Genomic DNA, 21,626 nt, shown 5'->3' on the forward strand with positions numbered 1-21,626 from the left:
CCCGTACGTACGAGGGGGAAGAACGCGATGACGGCCGAGCTGGTGCGGGGGCAGAACCACCCGCTGCCCGGGACCCGCCTGGAGATCCGCGTCTCGGCCGGGAAGCCGGTCGTGGCGGGGGCCACGCTCAGCGACGTCCACGGCAAGGTGCGCGGCGTGGAGTGGGTGGCCCACCCCGGCTCGCCCGCCCTGCCGGGCCTCCAGGTCTCCCGGCAGGCCGCCGCCGAGCACCGCCTCGCCGTGGACCTCGACGCCCTGCCGGACGCCGTCCACCGGGTCGACGTCCTGCTGGCGCTGCCCCTCGGTGTCGCCGGTCCGGCCACCTTCCGCGGCCTCGCCGCCCCCTTCGTCACCGTCACCGGACTCGACGGCACCGAGATCGCCGGCTTCACCATCACCGGCCTCGACGCCGAGTCCGCCGTCGTCGCCCTGGAGCTGTATCGCCGCCAGGGCGCCTGGAAGGTCCGCGCCGTCGGCCAGGGGTACGCGGGCGGACTCGCCGAGATGCTCGCCGACCAGGGCCTGCCCGAGGCCCGCGAGCTGGCGGCCGCCATCGACGACACCGTGGCCAGGGGCCTGGCCCGCTCCGTGGCCGCGCCACCGCCCCGGCCCGCTGACGACGCCCGCACACGCACCGCCGCCGCCCAGTCCCACCAGGACCCGGCCCACCAGGACCCGGCCCACCCGGCCCACCCGGCCCACCCGGCCCATCAGGACCCGGCTCACCCGGACCCGGCTCACCCGGACCCGGCCTACCAGGCCCACCAGGACTGGGCTCACCGAGACCCGGCTCACCGAGACCCGGCTCACCCGGCTCACCAAGACCCGGCCCACCAAGCCCGCCAAGGCCCGGCACAAGGGCGGTCCGCCCCGTCTCCACCGCAGCCGGGCGGTGACAGCCCCACAGCCCCCGCCACCTCGGGCGACAGGGCGGGAGGCGGCGGCCCCGTCGACTACACCCACCCGGGCCGTCGGACCACCGCGCCCCCGGCACCGCCCCCCGCCGCACCACCTGCCGAGCCGGGCCGGCCCGCGCAGCCCGTCGCGGGCGACGCCACCGGCTGGTCCATGGACGAGCGGCTCTACAACCAGGTGTGGGGCATGTTCGAGGACCTGGCCCGCACCACGGCGGCCTACCGAAGCGCCGTCGATTTCGCCGACTCCCGCATGGAGCAGGAGCTGGACAAGGCCCTCGCCGACCCCCGCAGCCGCATCGGCGGCGCCGGTGACGCCGCCCGCGAGCGCGCCCGCGCCCGGCACGCCGACCTCGTCGGCCGGGCCAGGGCGGCCCTGGACCGCGACCTCGCCCAGCTCACCGCCGAGGCCGATGTCGTCGAACCCGCCCTGCCCCCGGCGTTCGCGGCGTGGAGCAGCCCCGTCTGGCACGCCTATCGCGTGCCCATGGAGGTCCCGATGGCCCTGCGCCTCGGCGACGTCCACCTCCCCGAGCGCCCCGGCCTGCGCATCCCGATGCTGGTGCGGCTGCCGCTGGAGCGCGGCCTGTGGATCGACAGCGGCAAGGCCCTCACCAACCACCGCACCGACCCCGCGCAGCTGCGCCGCCTGGCCATGGACACCGCGGTCGTACACGCCACGCGGCTGCTCGCGGTCCACCCGCCGGGCGAGTTCCAGGTGCACGTCATCGACCCGGCGGGCGCCGCGACGGCCGCCCTCGCCCCGCTGGTCACGGCCGGAGTCCTCGCCGGGCCCCCGGCGTCCGGCGCGGCCGGTGTCACCGAGGTCCTCGCCCGGCTCACCCGACGCGTCGACCTGGTGCAGATGGCGATCCGCGGCGGCGCCACCGACGCGCTGCCCCCGGACCTGGACACGGCCGAGCAGCTGTTGATCGTCAACGATTTCCCCCACGGCTTCGACGACCGCGCCGTGACCCGGCTGCGCTACCTCGCGGACGAGGGCCCGGCCGTCGGGGTCCACCTCATGATGGTCGCCGACCGCGAGGACGCCGCCGAGTACGGCCCGCTGCTCGACCCGCTGTGGCGCGCCCTCCTGCGCCTGACCCCGGTGCCCGACGACCACCTCGCCGATCCCTGGGTCGGCCACACCTGGACGTACGACCCGCCGGTCCTCCCGCCGGACGGTCAGACCCTTCGCGAGACCCTGGCCCGGGTCGCCACGGCCCGCCGCACCGGCGGCCGGTGAGGGCGCGGCCCGCCCCGCGAAGAGCCGCGCGGTCGTAGCGGTAAAGCGACTTTAGGACCCCGCCGAGCTGGACTTTTGGCTTTTGTTTGCCATCGCCTTTACCAATCCTTGGTGTTTCGCGTACTCTGGTGTCAGCGGAGGGGAGTACTCCCGACTGCGACGTACCCGTCAATACGGACCGCCATCGGTCCCGGGGCGTCGGCCCGAGGCGCGGCGGTGCCCGCCCCGGGTGGAAGAGACCTCCGGCAGCGACGACGCTGATCAGTAGCCGTACGACGCCGGAGGCGCAGTGGACGTTTCAATGACTGTGTGGGTAGCGACCGTTCTAGGTCTGTGTGCCCTGATCGCGGTCGACTTCCTCATCGGGCGCAAGCCCCATGACGTGTCGATCAAGGAAGCCGGAATCTGGACGGTCGTCTGGATCGTCCTCGCGGCGCTCTTCGGCGTCGGCCTGCTGGTCGCCGGGGAGAGCCAGGCGTCCGGCGAGTTCTTCGCGGGCTTCATCACCGAGAAGTCCCTCTCCGTGGACAACCTCTTCGTCTTCATCCTGATCATGGCGAAGTTCTCGGTGCCCTCCCACCTCCAACAGCGCGTGCTGCTGTTCGGTGTGCTGATAGCCCTGGTCCTGCGCGCGATCTTCATCGCCGCCGGCGCCGCGGTCATCGCCAACTTCTCCTGGGTCTTCTACATCTTCGGCGCCTTCCTGATCTACACCGCCTGGAAGCTCATCCAGGAGGCGCGCTCCGACGACGAGGAAGAGGAGTTCGAGGAGAACCGCCTCCTGAAGTCCGTCGAGAAGAAGTTCGGCGTCTCGGACCGGTACGAGGGCACGAAGCTGTTCATCCGCAGGAACGGCAAGAAGATCATGACGCCCCTCATGGTCGTCATGCTCGCCATCGGCACCACCGACGTGCTCTTCGCGATGGACTCCATCCCGGCGATCTTCGGCCTCACCCAGGACCCGTACATCGTCTTCACCGCCAACGCCTTCGCCCTGATGGGTCTGCGACAGCTGTACTTCCTCATCGGCGGACTGCTCAGGAAGCTGGTCCACCTCAGCTACGGGCTGTCGGTGATCCTCGGCTTCATCGGCGTGAAGCTCGTCCTGCACGCCCTGCACGAGTCCGGGGTGCACGTCCCCGAGATCTCCATCCCGCTCTCGCTCTCCGTGATCTGCGGCGTCCTGGTGATCACCACGATCACCAGCCTCGTCGCTTCCAGGAAGCAGGAGCGGAAGGCGGCGGCCGAGACCGCGGCCGCGGGGGAGACCGAGAAGGACAGCATCGAGGCCTGACCGCCCCCTCACCTGACCGCCCCCCAGGGGGGCGGCACCGAGTAGCGACACCTGAGCGCCCGGAGGAGCATCGAACCATGGTCACTCGGCTCCGGGCGCTCGTCATGCGGTGGACGACCGTGGTCCCGTTCCTCGCGGTCGTCCTCCTCGCCCTCACCTGGGGGCGCGATCTACCCGGCGTGGTCGTCGCCGTGGTGACACTGGTCCTCGCGGGAGCGGTGCTCTCCGCCGTGCACCACGCCGAGGTGATCGCACACCGCGTCGGCGAACCCTTCGGCTCACTCGTCCTCGCCATCGCGGTGACGATCATCGAGGTGGCGCTGATCGTCACCCTCATGGCCGACGGCGGCGACAAGAGCTCCACACTCGCCCGCGACACCGTCTTCGCCGCCGTGATGATCACCTGCAACGGCATCGTGGGACTCTGCCTCCTGGTCGGAGCACTGCGCCACCGCGTCGCCGTCTTCAACCCCGAGGGCACCGGCGCCGCCCTCGCGACCGTCGCCACCCTGGCCACCCTCTGCCTGGTCCTGCCGACGTTCACCACCACCAAGCAGGGCCCGGAGTTCTCCACCAGCCAGCTCACCTTCGCCGCCGTCGCCGCGCTCGTCCTGTACGGGCTGTTCGTCACCACCCAGACCGTGCGCCACCGCGACTACTTCCTGCCCCTCACCAAACAGGGCGAGGTCATCGACGCCGACAGCCACGCCGAGGGGCCCTCCTCGCGGCAGGCACTGGTCAGCCTGGGACTGCTCGCACTGGCGCTCATCGGCGTGGTGGGGCTCGCCAAGAGCGTCTCGCCGACGATCGAGTCCGGCGTGGAGAGCGCCGGCATGCCGCACGCGGTGGTCGGCGTGATCATCGCCCTGCTCGTGCTGCTCCCCGAGACCATCGCGGCCGTGCGCGCCACCCGCCGCGACCGCGTGCAGACCAGCCTGAACCTCGCCCTCGGCTCGGCCATGGCCAGCATCGGTCTGACCATCCCGGCCGTCGCGGTCGCCTCCGTGTGGCTGTCCGGGCCGCTCGTCCTCGGCCTGGGCGCGACCCATATGGTGCTCCTCGCCCTCACGGTGATCGTCGGCACGCTCACGGTCGTACCGGGCCGCGCCACCCCGCTCCAGGGCGGCGTCCACCTGGTGCTGTTCGCCGCGTACCTGGAGCTGGCGGTCACGCCGTAGGACCTGCGGGGCGGCCCCGCCCCCGTCTTCGGTCCGGCCGCCGAGCGGTCACCTCAGTACGTCACCGTGACGCGCCGCGCCGGCCCGTCGACCCGCACGAACCCTCCGTAGGGGATCACCACCTGCGGGTCGGTGTGCCCGAGGTCCACGTCGAAGACCGCCATGGTCCGCGGCGCGTACAGGTCGAGCGCCCGCAGTACGGCCTCCCGCTGCTCACGCGCGTACGCCGCCTTCGCCTCGGCGTCCTGGGGGCGGGCGAAGGACCAGGCCTTGGCCCGCCCCATCAGGAGGGCGGGGAAGCGGTGCAGCAAGCCGCGCTCGCCCATGTTGCGCAGGATGCGGAACACCTGCTCGGCACTGATCAGTTCCTCGCAGGTCTCCAGGAACAGCACGCAGCCGTCGTACGCCGACAGGTCCCGCGAGATCTCGCGGTCCGCCATCAGGAGCCACGAGAGGATCTCCAGCTCACCGCCCCAGGAACGGCCCTCCACGACCCGCTCGGGGCGGTGCCAGTACCAGCCGTCACCGGGCTCGGTCGGCGGTTCCTCGGCGAAGTGGGCGGGGTCCTCCCAGGGCAGGTCGACGTCGCGGTAGCGCTCGGCGGGGGACAGTTCGTAGGGCCCGGACGTGAAGAGCGCGGCGCGCAGCGAACGCTCCGTCAGGGGCGCCATCGCGCCCGGCCGGCCGAGTTCGCACATCACGGACGCGCCGTGGTAGCCGACGATGCCGCACTGCCAGAGGAAGGCCAGCAGATTGGTGTTGTCGCTGTAGCCGAAGAACGGCTTCGGGTTGGCGCGGATCAACTCGCGGTCCAGGTGCGGCAGTACGGTGATCTGGTCGTCGCCGCCGATGCTCGCGACGAGGGCCTTGACGGACGGGTCGGCGAACGCCGCGTGGATGTCGTCGGCCCGCTCCCGCGGCGTGGCGCCCATCTTGCGCGTCGAGGGGTACTCCACCGGTACGAGGCCGAACTCCTCGCGCAGCCGTTTCAGGCCCAGTTCGTAGGGGAGGGGGAAGAGCTCCGGCAGGCCGCTGGACGGCGAGATCACGGCGACGCGGTCACCGGGCGCGGGCTTGGGCGGATACAGCGGCTCGATGGTCATGCGGAGCAGCGTAGGGCCGTGATCCCCAGGGGCGCACGCGAGTTGCCGCACGCCACCGGCGTGATAGACCTCCTCCATGACCCTCGGTACCCGCAGCCTCGCCACCGCCCCGATCATGGTCCTGAACGGGCCGAACCTGAACCTCCTCGGGCAGCGCCAGCCCGAGATCTACGGCTCCGACACCCTCGCCGACGTCGAGGTCCTGTGCGCCGAGGCGGCGGCCGCGCACGGCGGCACGGTGGACCTGCGGCAGAGCAACCACGAGGGCGAGCTGGTCGACTGGATCCACGAGGCGCGCGAGCACCACGCGGGCATCGTCATCAACCCCGCGGCCTACTCCCACACGTCCGTCGCGATCCTGGACGCCCTCAACACCTGTGACGGGCTGCCGGTGGTGGAGGTGCACATCTCCAACATCCACCAGCGCGAGGCGTTCCGGCACCACAGCTATGTCTCGCAGCGCGCCGACGGCGTCATCGCCGGGTGCGGGGTGCAGGGGTACGCGTTCGCCGTGCAGCGCGTGGCGGCGCTGGTGGCCGCCGGCGCGTGACGCGTCCCCTCGTCCCCCCCGGTTCACCCTCCCCGTCTCACCAGCCCCGCGCGCGCCACTCCGCGAGATGGGGCCGCTCGGCGCCCAGCGTCGTGTCGTTGCCGTGGCCGGGGTAGACCCACGTCTCGTCGGGGAGCGACCCGAAGATCTTCGTCTCGACGTCGTCCATGAGGCTCGTGAACGCCTCCGGGTCCTTCCAGGTGTTGCCGACACCGCCAGGGAAGAGGCAGTCGCCGGTGAACACGTGCGGGTGGCCGTGCGGGTCGTCGTAGACGAGCGCGATCGAGCCCGGCGTGTGGCCCACCAGGTGGCGGGCGGTCAGCTCGACGCGGCCGACCCGGAGGGTGTCGCCGTCGTCGACCGCCACGTCCGTCGGCACGGGGATGCCCTCGACGTCCTCGCGGCCCGCGTACGTCCGCGCGCGGGTCGCCGTGACGACGGCTTCGAGCGCCTGCCAGTGGTCGCCGTGCTGGTGCGTGGTGACGACGGACGCGATGCCGTCGTCACCGATCAGCGTCAGCAGCGTCTCGGCGTCGTTGGCCGCGTCGATCAAGAGCTGTTCGCCGGTGGCCCGGCACCGCAGCAGGTACGCGTTGTTGTCCATCGGTCCGACCGCGACCTTCGAAATCATCAGGTCCGGCAGCTCGTGCACATCCGCGGGCCCGCCGACCTTCACCGCTCCGCTGTACGTCATGTCCGTCAGCCTATAGCGGGGGCAGGGCGGGCAGGAGGCCCGCTTCGGCCGTCAAGGCGGAGCCGTCGCGGCGGCCGGAGAGCCAGCCGACCAGGTCCGGCGCCGGGCCGCTGACGGTGATGGCGGCGTCGTCCGGGGCACCCTTGCGACCGGTGCTCCACGCGCGCGTGCCGTCCGAGACGCGGGTGGGCGGCACATCGGGGTTCCCCGAGAAGCGTGCCGTCAGGAACGAGATCTCCCGCTGGACGAACTCCGCCGGCAGGTCCTCCAGCTCGTACCCGACGCCGAGGTCGACGTGGTGCAGCTCCACCTCGACCCAGCGCCGGAACGGCACGCGGGAGGCGGAGTCCGTCACGCCGTTGCGCAGGGTGACGGTGCGGGACCAGTCGGCGGGGACGGCGGCCTCGGCCTCGAAGCGGGCCGCGCTCTCCCGCAGGTCGGCGAGGTGTGCGGCGGGCGGCCGCGGGGCGTCCCGCTCGATGTCCGCGTCCCGGGCCTCGGCGCTGGGATACATGGGCCGGCCGGCAAGGACGTTCACCAGCGCGTCGGCGTTCCGGGCCAGGTGGGCGAGGACATGGCCGCGGGTCCAGCCCGGCAGCCGTGACGGCCCGGCGGTCGAATCGTTGTTCAGTTCCGCGGCTGCGGTGAGCAGCCGCTCGGTCGCGTCACGTACAGACGCCAGGTCGCGCACATGATCAATCATGGGGCCGACGATAGCTGCGTCACACGTCCGGGTGAAGGTGTCCAGGTCACCTCGGTAATCGAATGTGCGTGCTATATGGTCGGACGTGGCATCGGGCATTCTTGACGGTCCGGATGTGTTCCACAGGTGAACCGGGGAACCAGCCCGGCGTTGTCAGTGGCTCGCCCTAGTCTGTGAAAGACGGGGTTTCGTCCCTGTCACTTCTCTCTAGAAAGGTGCGGACCGGCGTGGCCGACCGTCTCATCGTCCGTGGCGCGCGCGAGCACAATCTCAAGAACGTCTCGCTCGACCTCCCGCGTGACTCCCTCATCGTGTTCACCGGACTCTCCGGGTCGGGCAAGTCCTCGCTCGCGTTCGACACGATCTTCGCCGAGGGCCAGCGGCGGTACGTCGAGTCGCTGTCCTCGTACGCCCGGCAGTTCCTCGGGCAGATGGACAAGCCCGACGTCGACTTCATCGAGGGCCTCTCGCCCGCGGTCTCCATCGACCAGAAGTCGACCTCGCGCAACCCGCGCTCGACGGTCGGCACCATCACCGAGGTCTACGACTACCTGCGCCTGCTCTTCGCGCGCATCGGCAAGCCGCACTGCCCCGAGTGCGGCAGGCCCATCACCCGCCAGTCGCCGCAGGCCATCGTCGACAAGGTCCTCGAACTGCCCGAGGGCAGCCGCTTCCAGGTCCTGTCCCCGCTGGTGCGCGAGCGCAAGGGCGAGTTCGTCGACCTCTTCGCCGACCTCCAGACCAAGGGGTACTCCCGCGCGCGGGTCGACGGCCAGACGATCCAGCTCTCCGAGCCGCCCACGCTGAAGAAGCAGGAGAAGCACACCATCGAGGTGGTCATCGACCGCCTCACGGTGAAGGACTCCGCCAAGCGCCGCCTGACCGACTCCTTGGAGACCGCCCTCGGCCTCTCCTCGGGCATGGTCGTGCTCGACTTCGTCGACCTGGCCGAGGACGACCCCGAGCGCGAGCGCATGTACTCGGAGCACCTCTACTGCCCCTATGACGACCTGTCGTTCGAGGAGCTGGAGCCCCGCTCCTTCTCCTTCAACTCGCCCTTCGGCGCCTGCCCCGACTGCACGGGCATCGGTACGCGCATGGAGGTCGACCCCGAGCTGATCGTCCCGGACGAGGACAAGTCGCTCGACGAGGGCGCCATCCACCCCTGGTCGCACGGCCACACCAAGGACTACTTCGCCCGGCTGGTGGGCGCCCTCTCCGACGCCCTCGGCTTCTCCACCGACATGCCCTGGGCCGGCCTGCCGCAGCGCGCCAAAAAGGCCCTGCTGTACGGCCACAAGACGCAGATCGAGGTGCGCTACCGCAACAGGTACGGCCGCGAGCGGGTCTACACCACGGCCTTCGAGGGCGCCGTCCCCTTCGTCAAGCGCCGCCACAGCGAGGCCGAGAGCGACGCCAGCCGCGAGCGCTTCGAGGGCTACATGCGCGAGGTGCCCTGCCCCACCTGTGAGGGCACGCGCCTCAAGCCGATCGTCCTCGCGGTCACGGTCATGGGGAAGTCCATCGCCGAGGTCTCCGCGATGTCCATCAGCGACTGCGCGGACTTCCTCGCCGAGCTGACGCTGGGCGCCCGCGACAAGAAGATCGCCGAGCGCGTCCTCAAGGAGGTCAACGAACGGCTGCGCTTCCTGGTCGACGTCGGCCTGGACTACCTCTCGCTGAACCGCGCGGCCGGCACCCTCTCCGGAGGCGAGGCCCAGCGCATCCGCCTGGCCACCCAGATCGGCTCCGGCCTGGTCGGCGTGCTCTACGTCCTGGACGAGCCGTCCATCGGCCTCCACCAGCGCGACAACCACCGGCTCATCGAGACCCTCGTACGCCTGCGCGACATGGGCAACACACTCATCGTCGTCGAGCACGACGAGGACACCATCAAGGTCGCCGACTGGGTGGTCGACATCGGCCCCGGCGCGGGCGAGCACGGCGGCAAGGTCGTGCACAGCGGCTCCATGAAGGAGCTGCTCGCCAACGACAAGTCGATCACCGGGCAGTACCTCTCGGGCAAGAAGTCCATCCCGGTCCCGGACGTGCGCCGGCCCGCCGACCCGGCCCGGCAGCTCACCGTGCACGGTGCCCGCGAGAACAACCTCCAGGACATCGACGTCTCCTTCCCGCTCGGCGTCCTCACGGCCGTCACGGGCGTCTCGGGCTCCGGCAAGTCGACGCTGGTCAACGACATCCTCTACACGCACCTGGCCAGGGAGCTGAACGGCGCCCGCTCCGTTCCCGGCCGCCACACGCGCGTGGACGGCGACGACCTCGTGGACAAGGTCGTGCACGTCGACCAGTCGCCCATCGGCCGCACCCCCCGGTCGAACCCGGCGACGTACACCGGCGTCTTCGACCACGTCCGCAAGCTGTTCGCGGAGACCACGGAGGCGAAGGTGCGGGGCTATCTCCCCGGGCGCTTCTCCTTCAACGTCAAGGGCGGTCGCTGCGAGAACTGCTCCGGTGACGGCACCATCAAGATCGAGATGAACTTCCTGCCGGACGTGTACGTCCCGTGCGAGGTCTGCCACGGCGCGCGCTACAACCGCGAGACGCTGGACGTGCACTACAAGGGCAAGTCCATCGCCGAGGTCCTCGACATGCCGATCGAGGAGGCGCTCGGCTTCTTCGAGGCCGTGCCCGCCATCGCCCGGCACCTGCGGACGCTCACCGACGTCGGCCTCGGGTACGTGCGCCTCGGCCAGTCCGCCCCCACGCTCTCCGGAGGTGAGGCCCAGCGCGTGAAGCTGGCCTCCGAACTCCAGAAGCGGTCCACGGGCCGGACCGTGTACGTCCTGGACGAGCCGACCACCGGTCTGCACTTCGAGGACATCAGCAAGCTGATCACGGTCCTGTCCGGGCTGGTCGACAAGGGCAACACGGTCATCGTCATCGAGCACAACCTCGACGTCATCAAGACCGCGGACTGGGTCGTCGACATGGGCCCCGAGGGGGGCAACGGCGGCGGCCTGGTCGTCGCCGAGGGCACGCCCGAGGAGGTCGCGGGCGTGACGACGAGCCACACCGGCAAGTTCCTGCGGGACATCATCTCGCCGGACCGGATCAGCGACGCGCTGCCCTCGCAGGGGCGGGCGCGGGCCAAGAAGGCCCCGGCGAAGAAGCCGGCCGCGAAGCGGGCGGTGGCGGCGAGCGCCACGGCCACGAAGAAGACGGCCACGGCCAGGACGGGCGCCCCCGCGAAGAAGGCCGGTGCCGCGAAGAAGGTGGCCGCCGAGAAGGCTGCCCCCGCCAAAAAGGCCGCGCCTGCGAAGAAGGCCGCCGTCGCCAAGAAGACGGCTGCCACCAAGGGGACGGCCGCCGTCAAGAAGGCGGCTGCCAAGAAGACGACGCGGGCCCGCAAGGCCTGACCGGCGTCACCGCCCGCAAGGCCTGACCGGCGTCCCCGGCCGACCGAAGCGCCCCGCCCCCCGTCCGGGGGCGGGGCGCTTCGCCGTGCGGTGCAGGGGGTGACGCGTTCTTGTGGGGGCGGCCCTGGCCGTGGTCGGCTGGCGAACATGTCCGTACGCAGTGAACGCACCGGCCCCGTCACCACCGTCGTGCTGTCTCGGCCCGCCGCGCGGAACGCCGTCGACGGACCGACCGCCCACGCCCTGGCCGACGCCTTCCGCGCCTTCGACGCCGACCCCGAAGCATCCGTCGCCGTCCTGTGGGGCGAGGGCGGGACCTTCTGCGCGGGCGCGGACCTGAAGGCCATCGGGACGCCCGAGGGCAACGACGTGACGGAGGACGGGGACGGCCCCATGGGCCCCACCCGGATGCGGCTGGGCAAGCCGGTGATCGCGGCGATCTCCGGTCACGCCGTCGCGGGCGGCCTCGAACTGGCGCTCTGGTGCGATCTGCGGGTCGCCGAGGAGGACGCCGTCCTCGGGGTCTTCTGCCGCCGCTGGGGCGTCCCCCTCATCGACGGCGGAACCGTGCGGCTGCCCCGGCTGATCGGCGAGGGCCGCGCCATGGACCTGATCCTCACGGGCCGCCCGGTGGGCGCGGCGGAGGCGCTCGGCATGGGCCTGGTCAACCGCACGGTCCCCACCGGCACCTCGCGCGCCGCCGCCGAACGCCTCGCCGCCGAGATCGCCGCGTTCCCGCAGACCTGCCTGCGGCACGACCGGCTCTCCCTCCTCGAACAGGGCGGCCTGTCCGAGCGGGAAGCCATGGCGGGAGAATTACGCCACGGCCTGCACTCCCTCGCGGAGGCCACCGAGGGCGCCGCCCGGTTCACGGCGGGCGCGGGACGCCACGGGGCGTTCACGGAGGGGTGAGCGCCCCGGGGGCGGCCCCGGCCCTCGTGGGCGACCCGGGCGCGCTGCCCCGAGCGGACCCGGACAGGCATCCCCGAGCAGACCCCGACAAGCAACCCCGGCGTCAGCGAAGCTCCACCGCGTACGGAGGTTCCGCGCCCGCCCGTGAGCAGGTGACCGCCGCCGCCCGTGCGGCGAAGCGCAGCACGTCGCGCCAGCCGTTGGCGCCCAATCCGGCCGAGGCCTCCGCCGAGAGCGCGTCGCGCGCCGCGAGGCCGTGCAGCAGCGCCGCGTTGACGGTGTCGCCCGCGCCGATGGTGTCCACCACGTCGACCCGTTCACCGGGCACCCGCAGCTCCATACCGTCCCGCGTGTACAGCCACAGGCCCTCGCCGCCCCGGGTGACCACCACGGCAAAGGGCCCGGCCGCCAGCCACTCCTCGGGCCCGCCGCCGAGCCAGTCGGCGTCCTCCTGCGACAGCTTGAGCAGGGAGACCGACGGCAGCCAGCTCCTGAACCGCGCCCGGTAGGCGTCCGCGTCGGGGATCAGCGCCGACCGTACGTTGGGGTCGAGCGCCGTGAACACCCCGCGCGCCGCCGCCCGCCGCAGCAGCTCCTCGTACGCGCTCGCGCCCGGCTCCAGGACGAGCGAGCAGGTGCCGAACGACATCGCGCGCACGCCGTCGGGAAGGTGCTCCGGAGCGCTGAAGAGCCGGTCGGCCGTGCCCTCGACGTAGAAGGAGTACCCGGCCGAGCCGTCCGCGCCGATCGAGGCGACGGCGAGCGTCGTCGGCTCCGGGCCGCGCTGGACGCAGGAGAGGTCGACGCCGGCCGCCCGCAACCCGTCCAGCAGGGCCTCGCCGAAGGCGTCCCGCGACACGCGCGAGCAGAAGGCGACGGGCGAGCCGAGGCGGCCGAGTGCCACGGCGGTGTTGTACGGGCCGCCGCCGAGGCGCGGCGCGAGCACGGGGAGCCCGGCCCCCGCCTCCCGTCCCTCGGGCACGAGGTCGATCAGGGCCTCTCCGGCGACGACTATCACGGGCGGTTCCTCTCGGGCGCTGCCTGGGCTCGGTCCGGGCCACACGTCACGCGACCCGGCGTCCCCGCCCAGGCTAGGCCGTGCGCGACCGCTCGGCCCCGAGCGGCCCCTCGCCCAGGTGCGAGCCCTCGGCCGCGCCCCGCGGCCGTGCGCGGGCAGCGGGTGCGGGCACATGCGTACCCCACCCGGTCCGCCGCTCTCCCGCCGGTATGGTCTGATCCGTCACCGATGCCCCTGACCTGTGGAGACACCATGCCCGGCACGCCCCCCGCCCGCCGCACCGTGCTGCGGGCCGCCGCTCTCGCCCCGGCCGTCGGGCTCGGCCTCACCGCCTGCTCCGCCGGCGACGAAGGCTCGAACCGGTCGGCGCCGACCGCGCCGGTGGACCTCGGGAACTCCGACGACGTGCAGGTGGGCGCCTCGAAGCTGTACACGGACCAGAACGTGGTCGTCAGCCGGATCTCCGACGACCAGTACAAGGCGTACAGCACGATCTGCACGCACGCCCGCTGCCCGATCAACACGCTGGAGGGGCACAAGCTCATCTGCCAGTGCCACGGCAGCCAGTTCGACGCCACGAACGGCGAGGTGCTGCACGAGCCGGCGGACGAGCCGCTGCGCGAGCTGCCCGTGAAGGTGCGGAACGGCAAGATCATCGCGGGCCCGGAGAAGAAGGCCTGACCACCGCCGCGGCCTCCCCCCCCAGCCTCACCCCCGCCCCCACGGGCCCCGGGTCACTGCCAGTCCCAGGCGATTCCCAGCAGCCCCGCCCGCACCTGCGGTTCCACCAGGTGCACCGAGCGGTGGCTGCCGCTCAGGGTCAGTTCCTGGCGGCCGCCGCGCGGGGCGGCCGCCGACTGCTGGGCGAAGCGGTGGCAGCGCACGGGCAGGGCGTCGGCGTCGAAGCGGATCTGGAGCGCGTACTGCCCGCCCGCATAGGTGAAGCCGCGCACGTACTCGGTGGCCGTCCCCGCCGTGCCGTCCTCGAAGCCGTATCCGAACAGATGGGTGTCGCCCGCCCGCAGCCGCGCGTCGAAGAGCAGCTCGGCGACCAGCACCCCCGCCCCCGCGTGCCACCGCACCCGTCCCGTCCGGCAGTTCTCCAGGGCCCGCACCCGTATGCGCTCGGGCGTGCAGCCGGGGTCGCCGTAGTAAATCGCCACATAGCGGTCCACGCCGTCCTGGTGCGCGCGTACGGCGTGCTGCGACTCGCGGCCGAGCAGCTCGCGGCGCGCGCCGATCCGCACCCGCTCGTGGTGGCCGATGGTGTGCAGCCCTCCGTCGACCGGGGAGCCGAGTTCGGCGAGGAGCCCGCGCAGCACGTCGGAGGCCTCGACCAGGGAGCGGTACGAACGGGCGGAGGGCCGTTCGGCGTCGGAGCGTTCCAAGGGGTGGTCAAGCAGCCGGATCAGTGACTCCTCGGGGAGCTGGAGGATCTCCTCCAGGGCGCGCACGGCGCGCAGCGACTCGGCGCGCTGGGGGCGCCGGGCGCCCTGCTGCCAGTAGCTGAGGCTGGTCACGCCGACGGTGATGCCGTACTGGGCCAGATGGTGACGCACCCGCTGCAACGGCAGCCGCCGGGTGGCGATCGCGGTGCGCAGCGCGATGTGGAAGGGGCCGGTGCGCAGAGCGGCCGTCAGCTCCGCCGGATCACCGTCCGCCGTCCGCTCTGTCCCATGCGCCCGCGCCACCTCGTTCGTCCGCGCCACCTCGTTCGAGCGTGCGCCCTGTGCGAGCCGTGAGCCGTACCGCATGAGGGCCCCTTCCTTGTGAACGTTCACTTCCGCCGCCGCGGCGTTCGGGCCGGTCACGGCGGGCCACCAGGTCGGCGCGCGGCGTGCGTTCACATCTGTGGGCCGCCGTTCACGGCCCAAGTAATTCCGCATTGAAGCGTGTTGACCTGCACCCGACAACACTCGATGCTCAATCGCAAGCGTCCGGACGCGCTCCTCCACACCCCACATCCCGCTCGGGAGGAACGCGATGCGCTCACCGATCAACAAGAGCGGCGGCACAGGCAGACGCAGACGTCTGTACGCGCTCGCCGTCGTCACCGCGGCTCTCCTCGCCGCGCCCACGGCCACCGCGACGGCGGCCCCCGCCCCCGTCACGGCCCCCGCCACGGCCTCCGTCCAGCAGGCGAGCGGGGGCCGGAGCGCCGCCGACGCCTCCGTCCTCGCCGCCAAGCGCCTGAACATCACCATGCAGGCACAGCAGAAGACCAACTGGTGCTGGGCGGCGGGCGGCAACACCATCGCGACCTTCCTAGGCCGCAACTACAGCCAGAACCAGTTCTGCAACGCCGCCTTCGGGCGCAGCCAGAACACCGAGTGCCCCAACAACCAGGCCACGCTCGGCAATGTCCAGAGCGGTCTGCGCTGGGCGGGCATCAACCCCGGCTCGTACGTCACCGGCTGGCTCCGTTACTCCACCGTGCAGTCCGAGATCAACGCGGGGCGCCCGGTCGAGACCCGCATCCAGTGGTCGAACGGCGGCGGCCACATGCACGTGGTCTACGGCTACGACGACGCCGACAGCTGGGTCTACTGGGGCGACCCGTGGCCTTCCAGCGACCGCTACAACTGGGCCTCGCACGCCTGGTACGTCGACAACGACACCTTCTCCTGGACCCACTCGCTCTACCGGATCGGGGCGTGAGCGCGATGACCCGTCACTTCCCGCGCCGCCTGGCCCGGACCGCGCTCGCCGGTTCGGCCGTCACTCTTCTCCTGGGCCTCGCGGTCCCCGCGGCCTCCGCCGCACCGGACCCCTCGGCCCCCGCCGCGCCCTCCACGGCCTCCCGCGAGGCCGCGCACGAGGCGGCAAAGGCGCCGAAGACCCTGGAGACGCTCTCCCGCTTCTTCGCCCGGGAGGGAGCGGTCCCCAAGGCCGCCGCCGACCCGCGCGTCCAGGGCGGGGCCGTGCCCGTGTACTACCTCTCGCCGGAGTTCGTCGCGGGCGAGAAGGGCGCGCCGGTCGCCCGCCTGGAGTTCCTCGCCAGCAAGGCGGTCTCCTCCGACGGCCAGGAGGCCTCCCTCTGGACCGTCCGGCGGGGCGGCTCCTGGCAGGTCGTGAACATCGCCACAGGGGACGACGAGACGCACTACGCGCGCGTGGGCGCCGCCAAGCTCCCCGGAGGCACCGTCTTCCACGAGCCGCAGATCAACGCCTGGTACGTGCAGGGGCACGCGCGCGTGCTGCCGCTCGACAAGGACGCGGTGCGTGCCGTGGGCGCCGACGGCACCTCGCTGGCCGCCTACGGCAAGCGCGTGCGCAAGGCGTACGGCGACAAGCTGCCGGGCTCCGCGTACGAGCGGTCCGGCAAGGCGGGCGGCTATGAGGAGACGGAGTCCGGGCAGGCCTCTGCCCAGAGCCCCGCGCCGAGCCCTGCCCAGGGCCCCGTCACCGTCGCCTCCTCGCTGGCCGGCGCGGGCGCCCTGGCCGCCCTCAGCCTCTCCGGGACGATGCTGGTGCGGCGCCGCCGGGCCCGGCACCAGGGCTGAGGCACGCGAACGGCGGCCGGGACGCCGGCCGCCGTTCCCGCGCGCCGCCCCCGGGCAGGCGGCGGCCGACCCGGACTGTCGGTGCACGCCAGTAGGCTGTCCGACATGGCCGACCCTTCCAGCTACCGCCCCCAGCCGGGACAGATCCCCGACGCCCCGGGGGTCTACAAATTCCGCGACGAGCACCGCCGGGTGATCTACGTCGGGAAGGCCAAGAGCCTGCGTCAGCGCCTGGCCAGCTACTTCCAGGACCTGGCCAACCTCCACCCCCGCACCCGGTCGATGGTCACGACCGCCGCCTCCGTCGAGTGGACGGTGGTGAACAACGAGGTCGAGGCGCTCCAGCTGGAGTACACCTGGATCAAGGAGTTCGACCCCCGGTTCAACGTCAAGTACCGCGACGACAAGAGCTATCCCTACCTCGCGGTGACGATGAACGAGAAGTTCCCGCGCGTGCAGGTGATGCGCGGCCACAAGAAGAAGGGCGTGCGCTACTTCGGGCCCTACGGCCACGCCTGGGCGATCCGCGACACCGTCGACCTCCTCCTGCGCGCCTTCCCGGTGCGCACCTGCTCCGCGGGCGTCTTCAAGAACGCCACCCGCACCGGCCGCCCCTGCCTGCTCGGCTACATCGGCAAGTGCTCGGCGCCCTGCGTGGAGCGCGTCACCCCCGAGGACCACCGCGAACTGGCCGAGGACTTCTGCGACTTCATGGCGGGCCGCACCGGCACGTACATCCGCCGCCTGGAGCGGCAGATGGCGCAGGCGGCCGAGGAGATGGAGTACGAGCGCGCGGCGCGCCTGCGCGACGACATCGACGCCCTCAAGAAGGCGATGGAGAAGAGCGCCGTCGTCCTCGCCGACGCCACCGACGCGGACCTCATCGCCCTCGCCGAGGACGAGCTGGAGGCCGCCGTCCAGATCTTCCACGTCCGGGGCGGCCGCGTGCGCGGCCAGCGCGGCTGGGTCACCGACAAGGTCGAGGCGGTCACCAGCGCCGACCTCGTGGAGCACGCGCTCCAGCAGCTCTACGGCGAGGAGAGCGGCGACGCGGTGCCCAAGGAGGTGCTCGTCCCCGCCCTGCCCGACCCCATAGAGCCGGTCCAGGAGTGGCTGACCGAGCGCCGCGGGGCCGGCGTCTCGCTGCGCATCCCACAGCGCGGCGACAAGAAGGCCCTGATGGAGACCGTCGCGCGCAACGCCCGGCAGTCCCTCGTCCTGCACAAGACCAAGCGCGCCTCCGACCTCACCACCCGCTCCCGCGCCCTGGAGGAGATCGCCGCCGCCCTGGAGCTGGACAGCGCCCCCCTGCGCATCGAGTGCTACGACATCTCGCACCTCCAGGGCGACGACGTCGTGGCGTCGATGGTCGTCTTCGAGGACGGCCTCGCCAGGAAGAGCGAGTACCGCCGCTTCCAGATCAAGGGCTTCGAGGGCCAGGACGACGTCCGGTCCATGCACGAGGTGATCACCCGCCGCTTCCGGCGCTACCTCGCCGACAAGGAGCGCACCGGGGAGTGGGTGGACGAGGCCACGGGCGAAGTGGGGGAGAGCGGCCTCACCGAGGAGGACGGCCGCCCCAAGCGGTTCGCGTACCCCCCGCAGCTCGTCGTCGTGGACGGCGGGCAGCCGCAGGTCGCCGCCGCCCAGCGGGCCCTGGACGAGCTGGGCATCGACGACATCGCGGTGTGCGGCCTGGCCAAGCGCCTGGAGGAGGTCTGGGTCCCCACCGAGGACGACCCCGTCATCCTGCCGCGCACCAGCGAGGGGCTGTACCTCCTCCAGCGCGTACGGGACGAGGCGCACCGCTTTGCCATCACCTACCAGCGCGCCAAGCGGGCCAAGCGCTTCAAGGCGGGCCCGCTGGACGAGGTGCCGGGCCTCGGCGACGCCCGCAAGCGGACCCTGATCAAGCACTTCGGTTCGGTCAAGCGGCTCCGGTCCGCGACAATCGACCAGATCTGCGAGGTCCCGGGGATAGGCCGCAAGACGGCCGAGGTCATCGTGGCGGCCCTCGCCGGCGCGGTGCCCGCCGGCCCCGCCGTGAACATGGCGACCGGAGAGATCATGGAAGACGAGGAGCCCACCTCCGCGGGCACCTCGGACAGCGCAGGAGAGGAGCCCGTGACCGCGGGCGCCTCGGAGGAACGACGGGGGCAGGAGACATGAGCGAGCACGACGAAGGTGGAGAGCAAGTGAGCACGGGCACGCCGATCGAGACACCAGGGGTCCCCGACGCGGCGATCCCCGAGCTGGTGATCATCTCCGGTATGTCGGGCGCCGGACGCAGCACGGCCGCCAAGTGCCTGGAGGACCTCGGCTGGTTCGTCGTCGACAACCTGCCGCCCGCGCTGATCCCCACCATGGTGGAGCTCGGCGCCCGCTCGCAGGGCAACGTCGCCCGCATCGCGGTCGTCGTGGACGTCCGCGGCCGGCGGTTCTTCGACAACCTCCGCGAGTCCCTCGCCGAGCTGGAGTCCAAGAACGTCACACGGCGCATCGTCTTCCTGGAGTCCTCCGACGAGGCCCTGGTCCGCCGCTTCGAGTCGGTCCGCCGCCCGCACCCGCTGCAGGGCGACGGCCGCATCGTCGACGGCATCGAGGCCGAGCGCGACCTGCTGCGCGAGCTGCGCGGCGACGCCGACCTGGTCATCGACACCTCCAGCCTGAACGTGCACGAGCTGCGCGCCAAGATGGACGCCTCGTTCGCCGGCGAGGAGGAGCCCGAGCTGCGGGCCACCGTGATGTCCTTCGGCTTCAAGTACGGCCTGCCGGTCGACGCCGACCTGGTCGTGGACATGCGCTTCTTGCCGAACCCCCACTGGGTCCCCGAGCTGCGCCAGTACACCGGCCTCAACGAGGAGGTCGCCGCGTACGTCTTCAACCAGCCCGGCGCCAAGGAGTTCCTCGACCGGTACGCCGAGCTGCTCCAGCTCATCGCCGGGGGCTACCGCCGCGAGGGCAAGCGGTACGTGACGATCGCGGTCGGCTGCACGGGCGGCAAGCACCGCTCGGTGGCCATGTCGGAGAAGCTCGGGGCGCGCCTGGCGTCCGAGGGCGTGGAGACCGTCATCGTCCACCGGGACATGGGGCGCGAGTGAAGCCGACCCGCCGGACCGTCCGCCTGAGCCGTCTGGGCCGCAAGCGGGGCACCCAGCCGAAGGTGGTCGCGCTCGGCGGGGGCATGGGCCTGTCCGCCTCGCTCGCCGCGCTGCGCCGCATCACCGGGGCCGGTGACCTCACCGCCGTCGTCACCGTCGCCGACGACGGCGGCTCCAGCGGTCGCCTCCGTGACGAGCTGGGCGTGCTGCCCCCCGGCGACCTGCGCAAGGCGCTCGCCGCACTCTGCGGCGACGACGACTGGGGCCAGACCTGGGCCCGCGTCATCCAGCACCGCTTCCAGTCCCGCGGCGCGCTGCACGAGCACGCGGTCGGCAATCTGCTGATCGTCGCCCTGTGGGAGCAGCTCGGCGACCACGTCCAGGCCCTGGACCTGGTCGGCCGCCTGCTCGGCGCGCAGGGCCGCGTCCTTCCCATGTCGGCCGTGCCGCTGGAGCTCCAGGCGCTGGTCAAGGGCCACGACCCGAGCCGCCCCGACGACGTGGACACCGTCCGCGGCCAGGCCACGGTGGCCCTCACCCCCGGCGAGGTCCAGTCCGTGCACGTCGTGCCGTCCGACCCGCCGGCCGTCCCCGAGGCGGTCGCCGCCGTCCTCGACGCGGACTGGGTGGTCCTCGGCCCGGGCTCCTGGTTCTCCTCGGTGATCCCGCACCTCCTGGTCCCCGAGCTGCTGGACGCGCTGACCGAGACGAAGGCCCGCAAGGTCCTCCCGCTGAACCTCGCGCCGCAACCGGGAGAAACCGATGGCTTCTCTCCGCAGCGTCATTTGGAGGTTTTGGCCCGACACGCCCCTAAACTCGCCCTGGACGTGGTGCTGGCCGACGAGGACGCCGTGCCCGACCGTGAGTCACTGACCGACGCCGCGAAGCGGCTCGGTGCCACGGTCGAGCTGGCAGCGGTGGCCCGGCCCGACGGGACTCCGAGGCACGATCCGGAGCTCCTGGCAGCCGCGTACGACCGTATTTTTCGGATGCATGGAAGGATCGGCCCATGGCGATGACGCCAGCGGTGAAGGACGAGATCTCCCGGCTCCCCGTCACCCGGACCTGTTGCAGGAAGGCAGAGGTCTCGGCGATCCTGCGGTTCGCGGGCGGCCTTCACCTGGTGAGCGGCCGCATCGTGATCGAGGCGGAGCTGGACACCGCGATGGCGGCACGCCGCCTGAAGCGGGACATCCTGGAGATCTTCGGGCACAGCTCGGAGCTGATCGTGATGGCCCCCGGCGGCCTGCGGCGCGGCTCGCGCTACGTCGTTCGGGTGGTCGCGGGCGGTGATCAGCTCGCCCGCCAGACCGGCCTCGTGGACGGCCGCGGCCGTCCCATCCGGGGGCTGCCGCCGCAGGTGGTCTCGGGGGCCACCTGCGACGCGGAGGCGGCCTGGCGCGGGGCGTTCCTCGCGCACGGCTCGCTCACCGAGCCCGGCCGCTCCTCCTCCCTGGAGGTGACCTGCCCGGGTCCGGAGGCGGCGCTGGCCCTGGTGGGCGCCGCCCGCAGACTCCAGATCGCGAGCAAGGCGCGCGAGGTGCGGGGCGTGGACCGGGTCGTCGTCCGCGACGGCGACGCGATCGGCGCGCTGCTGACCCGCCTCGGGGCGCACGAGTCGGTCCTCGCCTGGGAGGAGCGGCGGATGCGGCGCGAGGTGCGCGCCACCGCCAACCGCCTGGCCAACTTCGACGACGCCAACCTGCGCCGCTCGGCCCGCGCGGCCGTCGCCGCGGGCGCCCGGGTGCAGCGCGCCCTGGAGATCCTCGGCGAGGAGGTCCCCGAGCACCTCGCGGCGGCCGGCCGGCTGCGCATGGAGCACAAGCAGGCCTCCCTGGAGGAGCTGGGCGCGCTCGCCGACCCGCCGCTGACCAAGGACGCGGTGGCGGGCCGTATCCGCCGCCTGCTCGCCATGGCGGACAAGCGGGCCCAGGACCTGGGCATCCCCGGCACGGAGTCCAATCTGACCGAGGAACTCGCGGACAACATGGCGGTCTGACCGCCCCATGAGCAGCGACAGCCGCCGACGCCTC

Annotated in this window: 18 protein-coding genes; 13 read left to right on the top strand and 5 right to left on the bottom strand. The window is 72.3% G+C overall.

The annotated features are described in order from the left end of the window. The first annotated feature begins 27 nt into the window (after positions 1-27). The 3 genes from ACZ5GP_RS05520 to ACZ5GP_RS05530 all read left to right on the top strand — a co-directional run bounded on the left by ACZ5GP_RS05520 (position 28) and on the right by ACZ5GP_RS05530 (position 4,632). Positions 28-2,160 carry a TerD family protein gene (locus ACZ5GP_RS05520; protein ID WP_468749520.1) on the top strand — a complete coding sequence of 711 codons (2,133 nt, stop codon included), beginning with the start codon at positions 28-30 and terminating at the stop codon, positions 2,158-2,160. A gap of 289 nt (positions 2,161-2,449) precedes the next feature. Next, positions 2,450-3,454 carry a TerC family protein gene (locus ACZ5GP_RS05525; RefSeq protein ID WP_468749521.1) on the top strand — a complete coding sequence of 335 codons (1,005 nt, stop codon included), beginning with the start codon at positions 2,450-2,452 and terminating at the stop codon, positions 3,452-3,454. Positions 3,455-3,531: 77 nt separating this feature from the next. Further along, positions 3,532-4,632, top strand: coding sequence for a calcium:cation antiporter (locus ACZ5GP_RS05530; protein ID WP_468749522.1), 1,101 nt, complete (start codon positions 3,532-3,534; stop codon positions 4,630-4,632). Between the two features lie 53 nt (positions 4,633-4,685). On the opposite strand, the gene ACZ5GP_RS05535 is transcribed toward ACZ5GP_RS05530, so the two are convergent. Then, positions 4,686-5,735, bottom strand: a complete 1,050-nt coding sequence (locus tag ACZ5GP_RS05535) for a S66 family peptidase (protein ID WP_468749523.1) — start codon at positions 5,733-5,735, stop codon at positions 4,686-4,688. 76 nt (positions 5,736-5,811) lie between these two features. On the opposite strand from ACZ5GP_RS05535, the gene aroQ reads away from it, so the two are divergent. Beyond that, a complete protein-coding gene (aroQ, locus tag ACZ5GP_RS05540; RefSeq protein WP_468749524.1) occupies positions 5,812-6,285 on the top strand; it encodes a type II 3-dehydroquinate dehydratase in 474 nt (157 codons plus the stop codon). 37 nt (positions 6,286-6,322) lie between these two features. Here aroQ and ACZ5GP_RS05545 read toward each other — a convergent pair whose 3' ends face one another. Together ACZ5GP_RS05545 and ACZ5GP_RS05550 are read right to left on the bottom strand one after the other, a co-directional pair. Further along, positions 6,323-6,979, bottom strand: coding sequence for an MBL fold metallo-hydrolase (locus ACZ5GP_RS05545; RefSeq protein ID WP_468749525.1), 657 nt, complete (start codon positions 6,977-6,979; stop codon positions 6,323-6,325). Positions 6,980-6,989: 10 nt separating this feature from the next. Continuing rightward, the gene (locus ACZ5GP_RS05550; protein ID WP_468749526.1) at positions 6,990-7,682 is read right to left on the bottom strand and encodes a maleylpyruvate isomerase family mycothiol-dependent enzyme; all 693 of its coding nucleotides are present in this window, start codon (positions 7,680-7,682) and stop codon (positions 6,990-6,992) included. 227 nt (positions 7,683-7,909) lie between these two features. On the opposite strand from ACZ5GP_RS05550, the gene uvrA reads away from it, so the two are divergent. Both uvrA and ACZ5GP_RS05560 read left to right on the top strand, forming a co-directional pair. Continuing rightward, positions 7,910-11,059 (top strand): excinuclease ABC subunit UvrA, encoded by a 3,150-nt coding sequence (gene uvrA / locus ACZ5GP_RS05555; RefSeq protein WP_468749527.1) that lies wholly within the window; start codon positions 7,910-7,912, stop codon positions 11,057-11,059. Positions 11,060-11,206: 147 nt separating this feature from the next. Next, positions 11,207-11,971 (top strand): crotonase/enoyl-CoA hydratase family protein, encoded by a 765-nt coding sequence (locus ACZ5GP_RS05560; protein ID WP_468749528.1) that lies wholly within the window; start codon positions 11,207-11,209, stop codon positions 11,969-11,971. A gap of 103 nt (positions 11,972-12,074) precedes the next feature. Here the strand turns inward: ACZ5GP_RS05560 and ACZ5GP_RS05565 are convergent, their stop codons facing one another. Then, entirely contained in the window at positions 12,075-12,989 is a 915-nt protein-coding gene (locus tag ACZ5GP_RS05565) for a carbohydrate kinase family protein (RefSeq protein WP_468749529.1), read from the bottom strand. 252 nt (positions 12,990-13,241) lie between these two features. Between ACZ5GP_RS05565 and ACZ5GP_RS05570 the strand changes: the two genes are divergently transcribed. Continuing rightward, positions 13,242-13,670 carry a Rieske (2Fe-2S) protein gene (locus ACZ5GP_RS05570; protein WP_468749530.1) on the top strand — a complete coding sequence of 143 codons (429 nt, stop codon included), beginning with the start codon at positions 13,242-13,244 and terminating at the stop codon, positions 13,668-13,670. A 53-nt stretch (positions 13,671-13,723) separates the two neighbouring features. On the opposite strand, the gene ACZ5GP_RS05575 is transcribed toward ACZ5GP_RS05570, so the two are convergent. Beyond that, positions 13,724-14,800, bottom strand: a complete 1,077-nt coding sequence (locus ACZ5GP_RS05575; RefSeq protein WP_468749531.1) for a hypothetical protein — start codon at positions 14,798-14,800, stop codon at positions 13,724-13,726. A 172-nt stretch (positions 14,801-14,972) separates the two neighbouring features. Here ACZ5GP_RS05575 and ACZ5GP_RS05580 point away from each other — a divergent pair, with 172 nt between their 5' ends. The 6 genes from ACZ5GP_RS05580 (at position 14,973) to whiA (ending at position 21,592) form a co-directional block, all read left to right on the top strand. After that, positions 14,973-15,647 (top strand): papain-like cysteine protease family protein, encoded by a 675-nt coding sequence (locus tag ACZ5GP_RS05580; RefSeq protein WP_468749532.1) that lies wholly within the window; start codon positions 14,973-14,975, stop codon positions 15,645-15,647. Positions 15,648-15,652: 5 nt separating this feature from the next. Next, entirely contained in the window at positions 15,653-16,492 is an 840-nt protein-coding gene (locus ACZ5GP_RS05585) for a hypothetical protein (RefSeq protein WP_468749690.1), read from the top strand. A gap of 105 nt (positions 16,493-16,597) precedes the next feature. After that, the gene (gene uvrC, locus ACZ5GP_RS05590; protein ID WP_468749533.1) at positions 16,598-18,661 is read left to right on the top strand and encodes an excinuclease ABC subunit UvrC; all 2,064 of its coding nucleotides are present in this window, start codon (positions 16,598-16,600) and stop codon (positions 18,659-18,661) included. After that, on the top strand, positions 18,658-19,593 hold the full coding sequence (gene rapZ / locus ACZ5GP_RS05595) for an RNase adapter RapZ (protein ID WP_468749534.1): 936 nt from the start codon (positions 18,658-18,660) through the stop codon (positions 19,591-19,593). Before uvrC ends, rapZ begins: the two co-directional genes overlap by 4 nt. After that, positions 19,590-20,612 (top strand): gluconeogenesis factor YvcK family protein, encoded by a 1,023-nt coding sequence (locus tag ACZ5GP_RS05600; protein WP_468749535.1) that lies wholly within the window; start codon positions 19,590-19,592, stop codon positions 20,610-20,612. The genes rapZ and ACZ5GP_RS05600 overlap by 4 nt, the downstream gene beginning before the upstream one ends. After that, complete coding sequence (gene whiA / locus ACZ5GP_RS05605) at positions 20,603-21,592, top strand: DNA-binding protein WhiA (RefSeq protein WP_358583815.1); 990 nt, start codon at positions 20,603-20,605, stop codon at positions 21,590-21,592. Before ACZ5GP_RS05600 ends, whiA begins: the two co-directional genes overlap by 10 nt. Positions 21,593-21,626 lie beyond the last annotated feature (34 nt).

The organism is Streptomyces sp. NPDC031466 (genome assembly GCF_055581265.1).

What these genes read in the sequence shown, in the direction of transcription:
- ACZ5GP_RS05570 (WP_468749530.1), top strand. Translation starts at nt 13,242, where the DNA reads ATGCCCGGCACGCCCCCCGCCCGCCGCACCGTGCTGCGGGCCGCCGCT.
- ACZ5GP_RS05535 (WP_468749523.1), bottom strand. Translation starts at nt 5,735, where the DNA reads ATGACCATCGAGCCGCTGTATCCGCCCAAGCCCGCGCCCGGTGACCGC.
- aroQ (WP_468749524.1), top strand. Translation starts at nt 5,812, where the DNA reads ATGACCCTCGGTACCCGCAGCCTCGCCACCGCCCCGATCATGGTCCTG.
- ACZ5GP_RS05520 (WP_468749520.1), top strand. Translation starts at nt 28, where the DNA reads ATGACGGCCGAGCTGGTGCGGGGGCAGAACCACCCGCTGCCCGGGACC.
- whiA (WP_358583815.1), top strand. Translation starts at nt 20,603, where the DNA reads ATGGCGATGACGCCAGCGGTGAAGGACGAGATCTCCCGGCTCCCCGTC.
- ACZ5GP_RS05580 (WP_468749532.1), top strand. Translation starts at nt 14,973, where the DNA reads ATGCGCTCACCGATCAACAAGAGCGGCGGCACAGGCAGACGCAGACGT.
- ACZ5GP_RS05545 (WP_468749525.1), bottom strand. Translation starts at nt 6,979, where the DNA reads ATGACGTACAGCGGAGCGGTGAAGGTCGGCGGGCCCGCGGATGTGCAC.
- rapZ (WP_468749534.1), top strand. Translation starts at nt 18,658, where the DNA reads ATGAGCGAGCACGACGAAGGTGGAGAGCAAGTGAGCACGGGCACGCCG.
- ACZ5GP_RS05585 (WP_468749690.1), top strand. Translation starts at nt 15,653, where the DNA reads ATGACCCGTCACTTCCCGCGCCGCCTGGCCCGGACCGCGCTCGCCGGT.
- uvrC (WP_468749533.1), top strand. Translation starts at nt 16,598, where the DNA reads ATGGCCGACCCTTCCAGCTACCGCCCCCAGCCGGGACAGATCCCCGAC.
- ACZ5GP_RS05560 (WP_468749528.1), top strand. Translation starts at nt 11,207, where the DNA reads ATGTCCGTACGCAGTGAACGCACCGGCCCCGTCACCACCGTCGTGCTG.
- ACZ5GP_RS05550 (WP_468749526.1), bottom strand. Translation starts at nt 7,682, where the DNA reads ATGATTGATCATGTGCGCGACCTGGCGTCTGTACGTGACGCGACCGAG.
- ACZ5GP_RS05530 (WP_468749522.1), top strand. Translation starts at nt 3,532, where the DNA reads ATGGTCACTCGGCTCCGGGCGCTCGTCATGCGGTGGACGACCGTGGTC.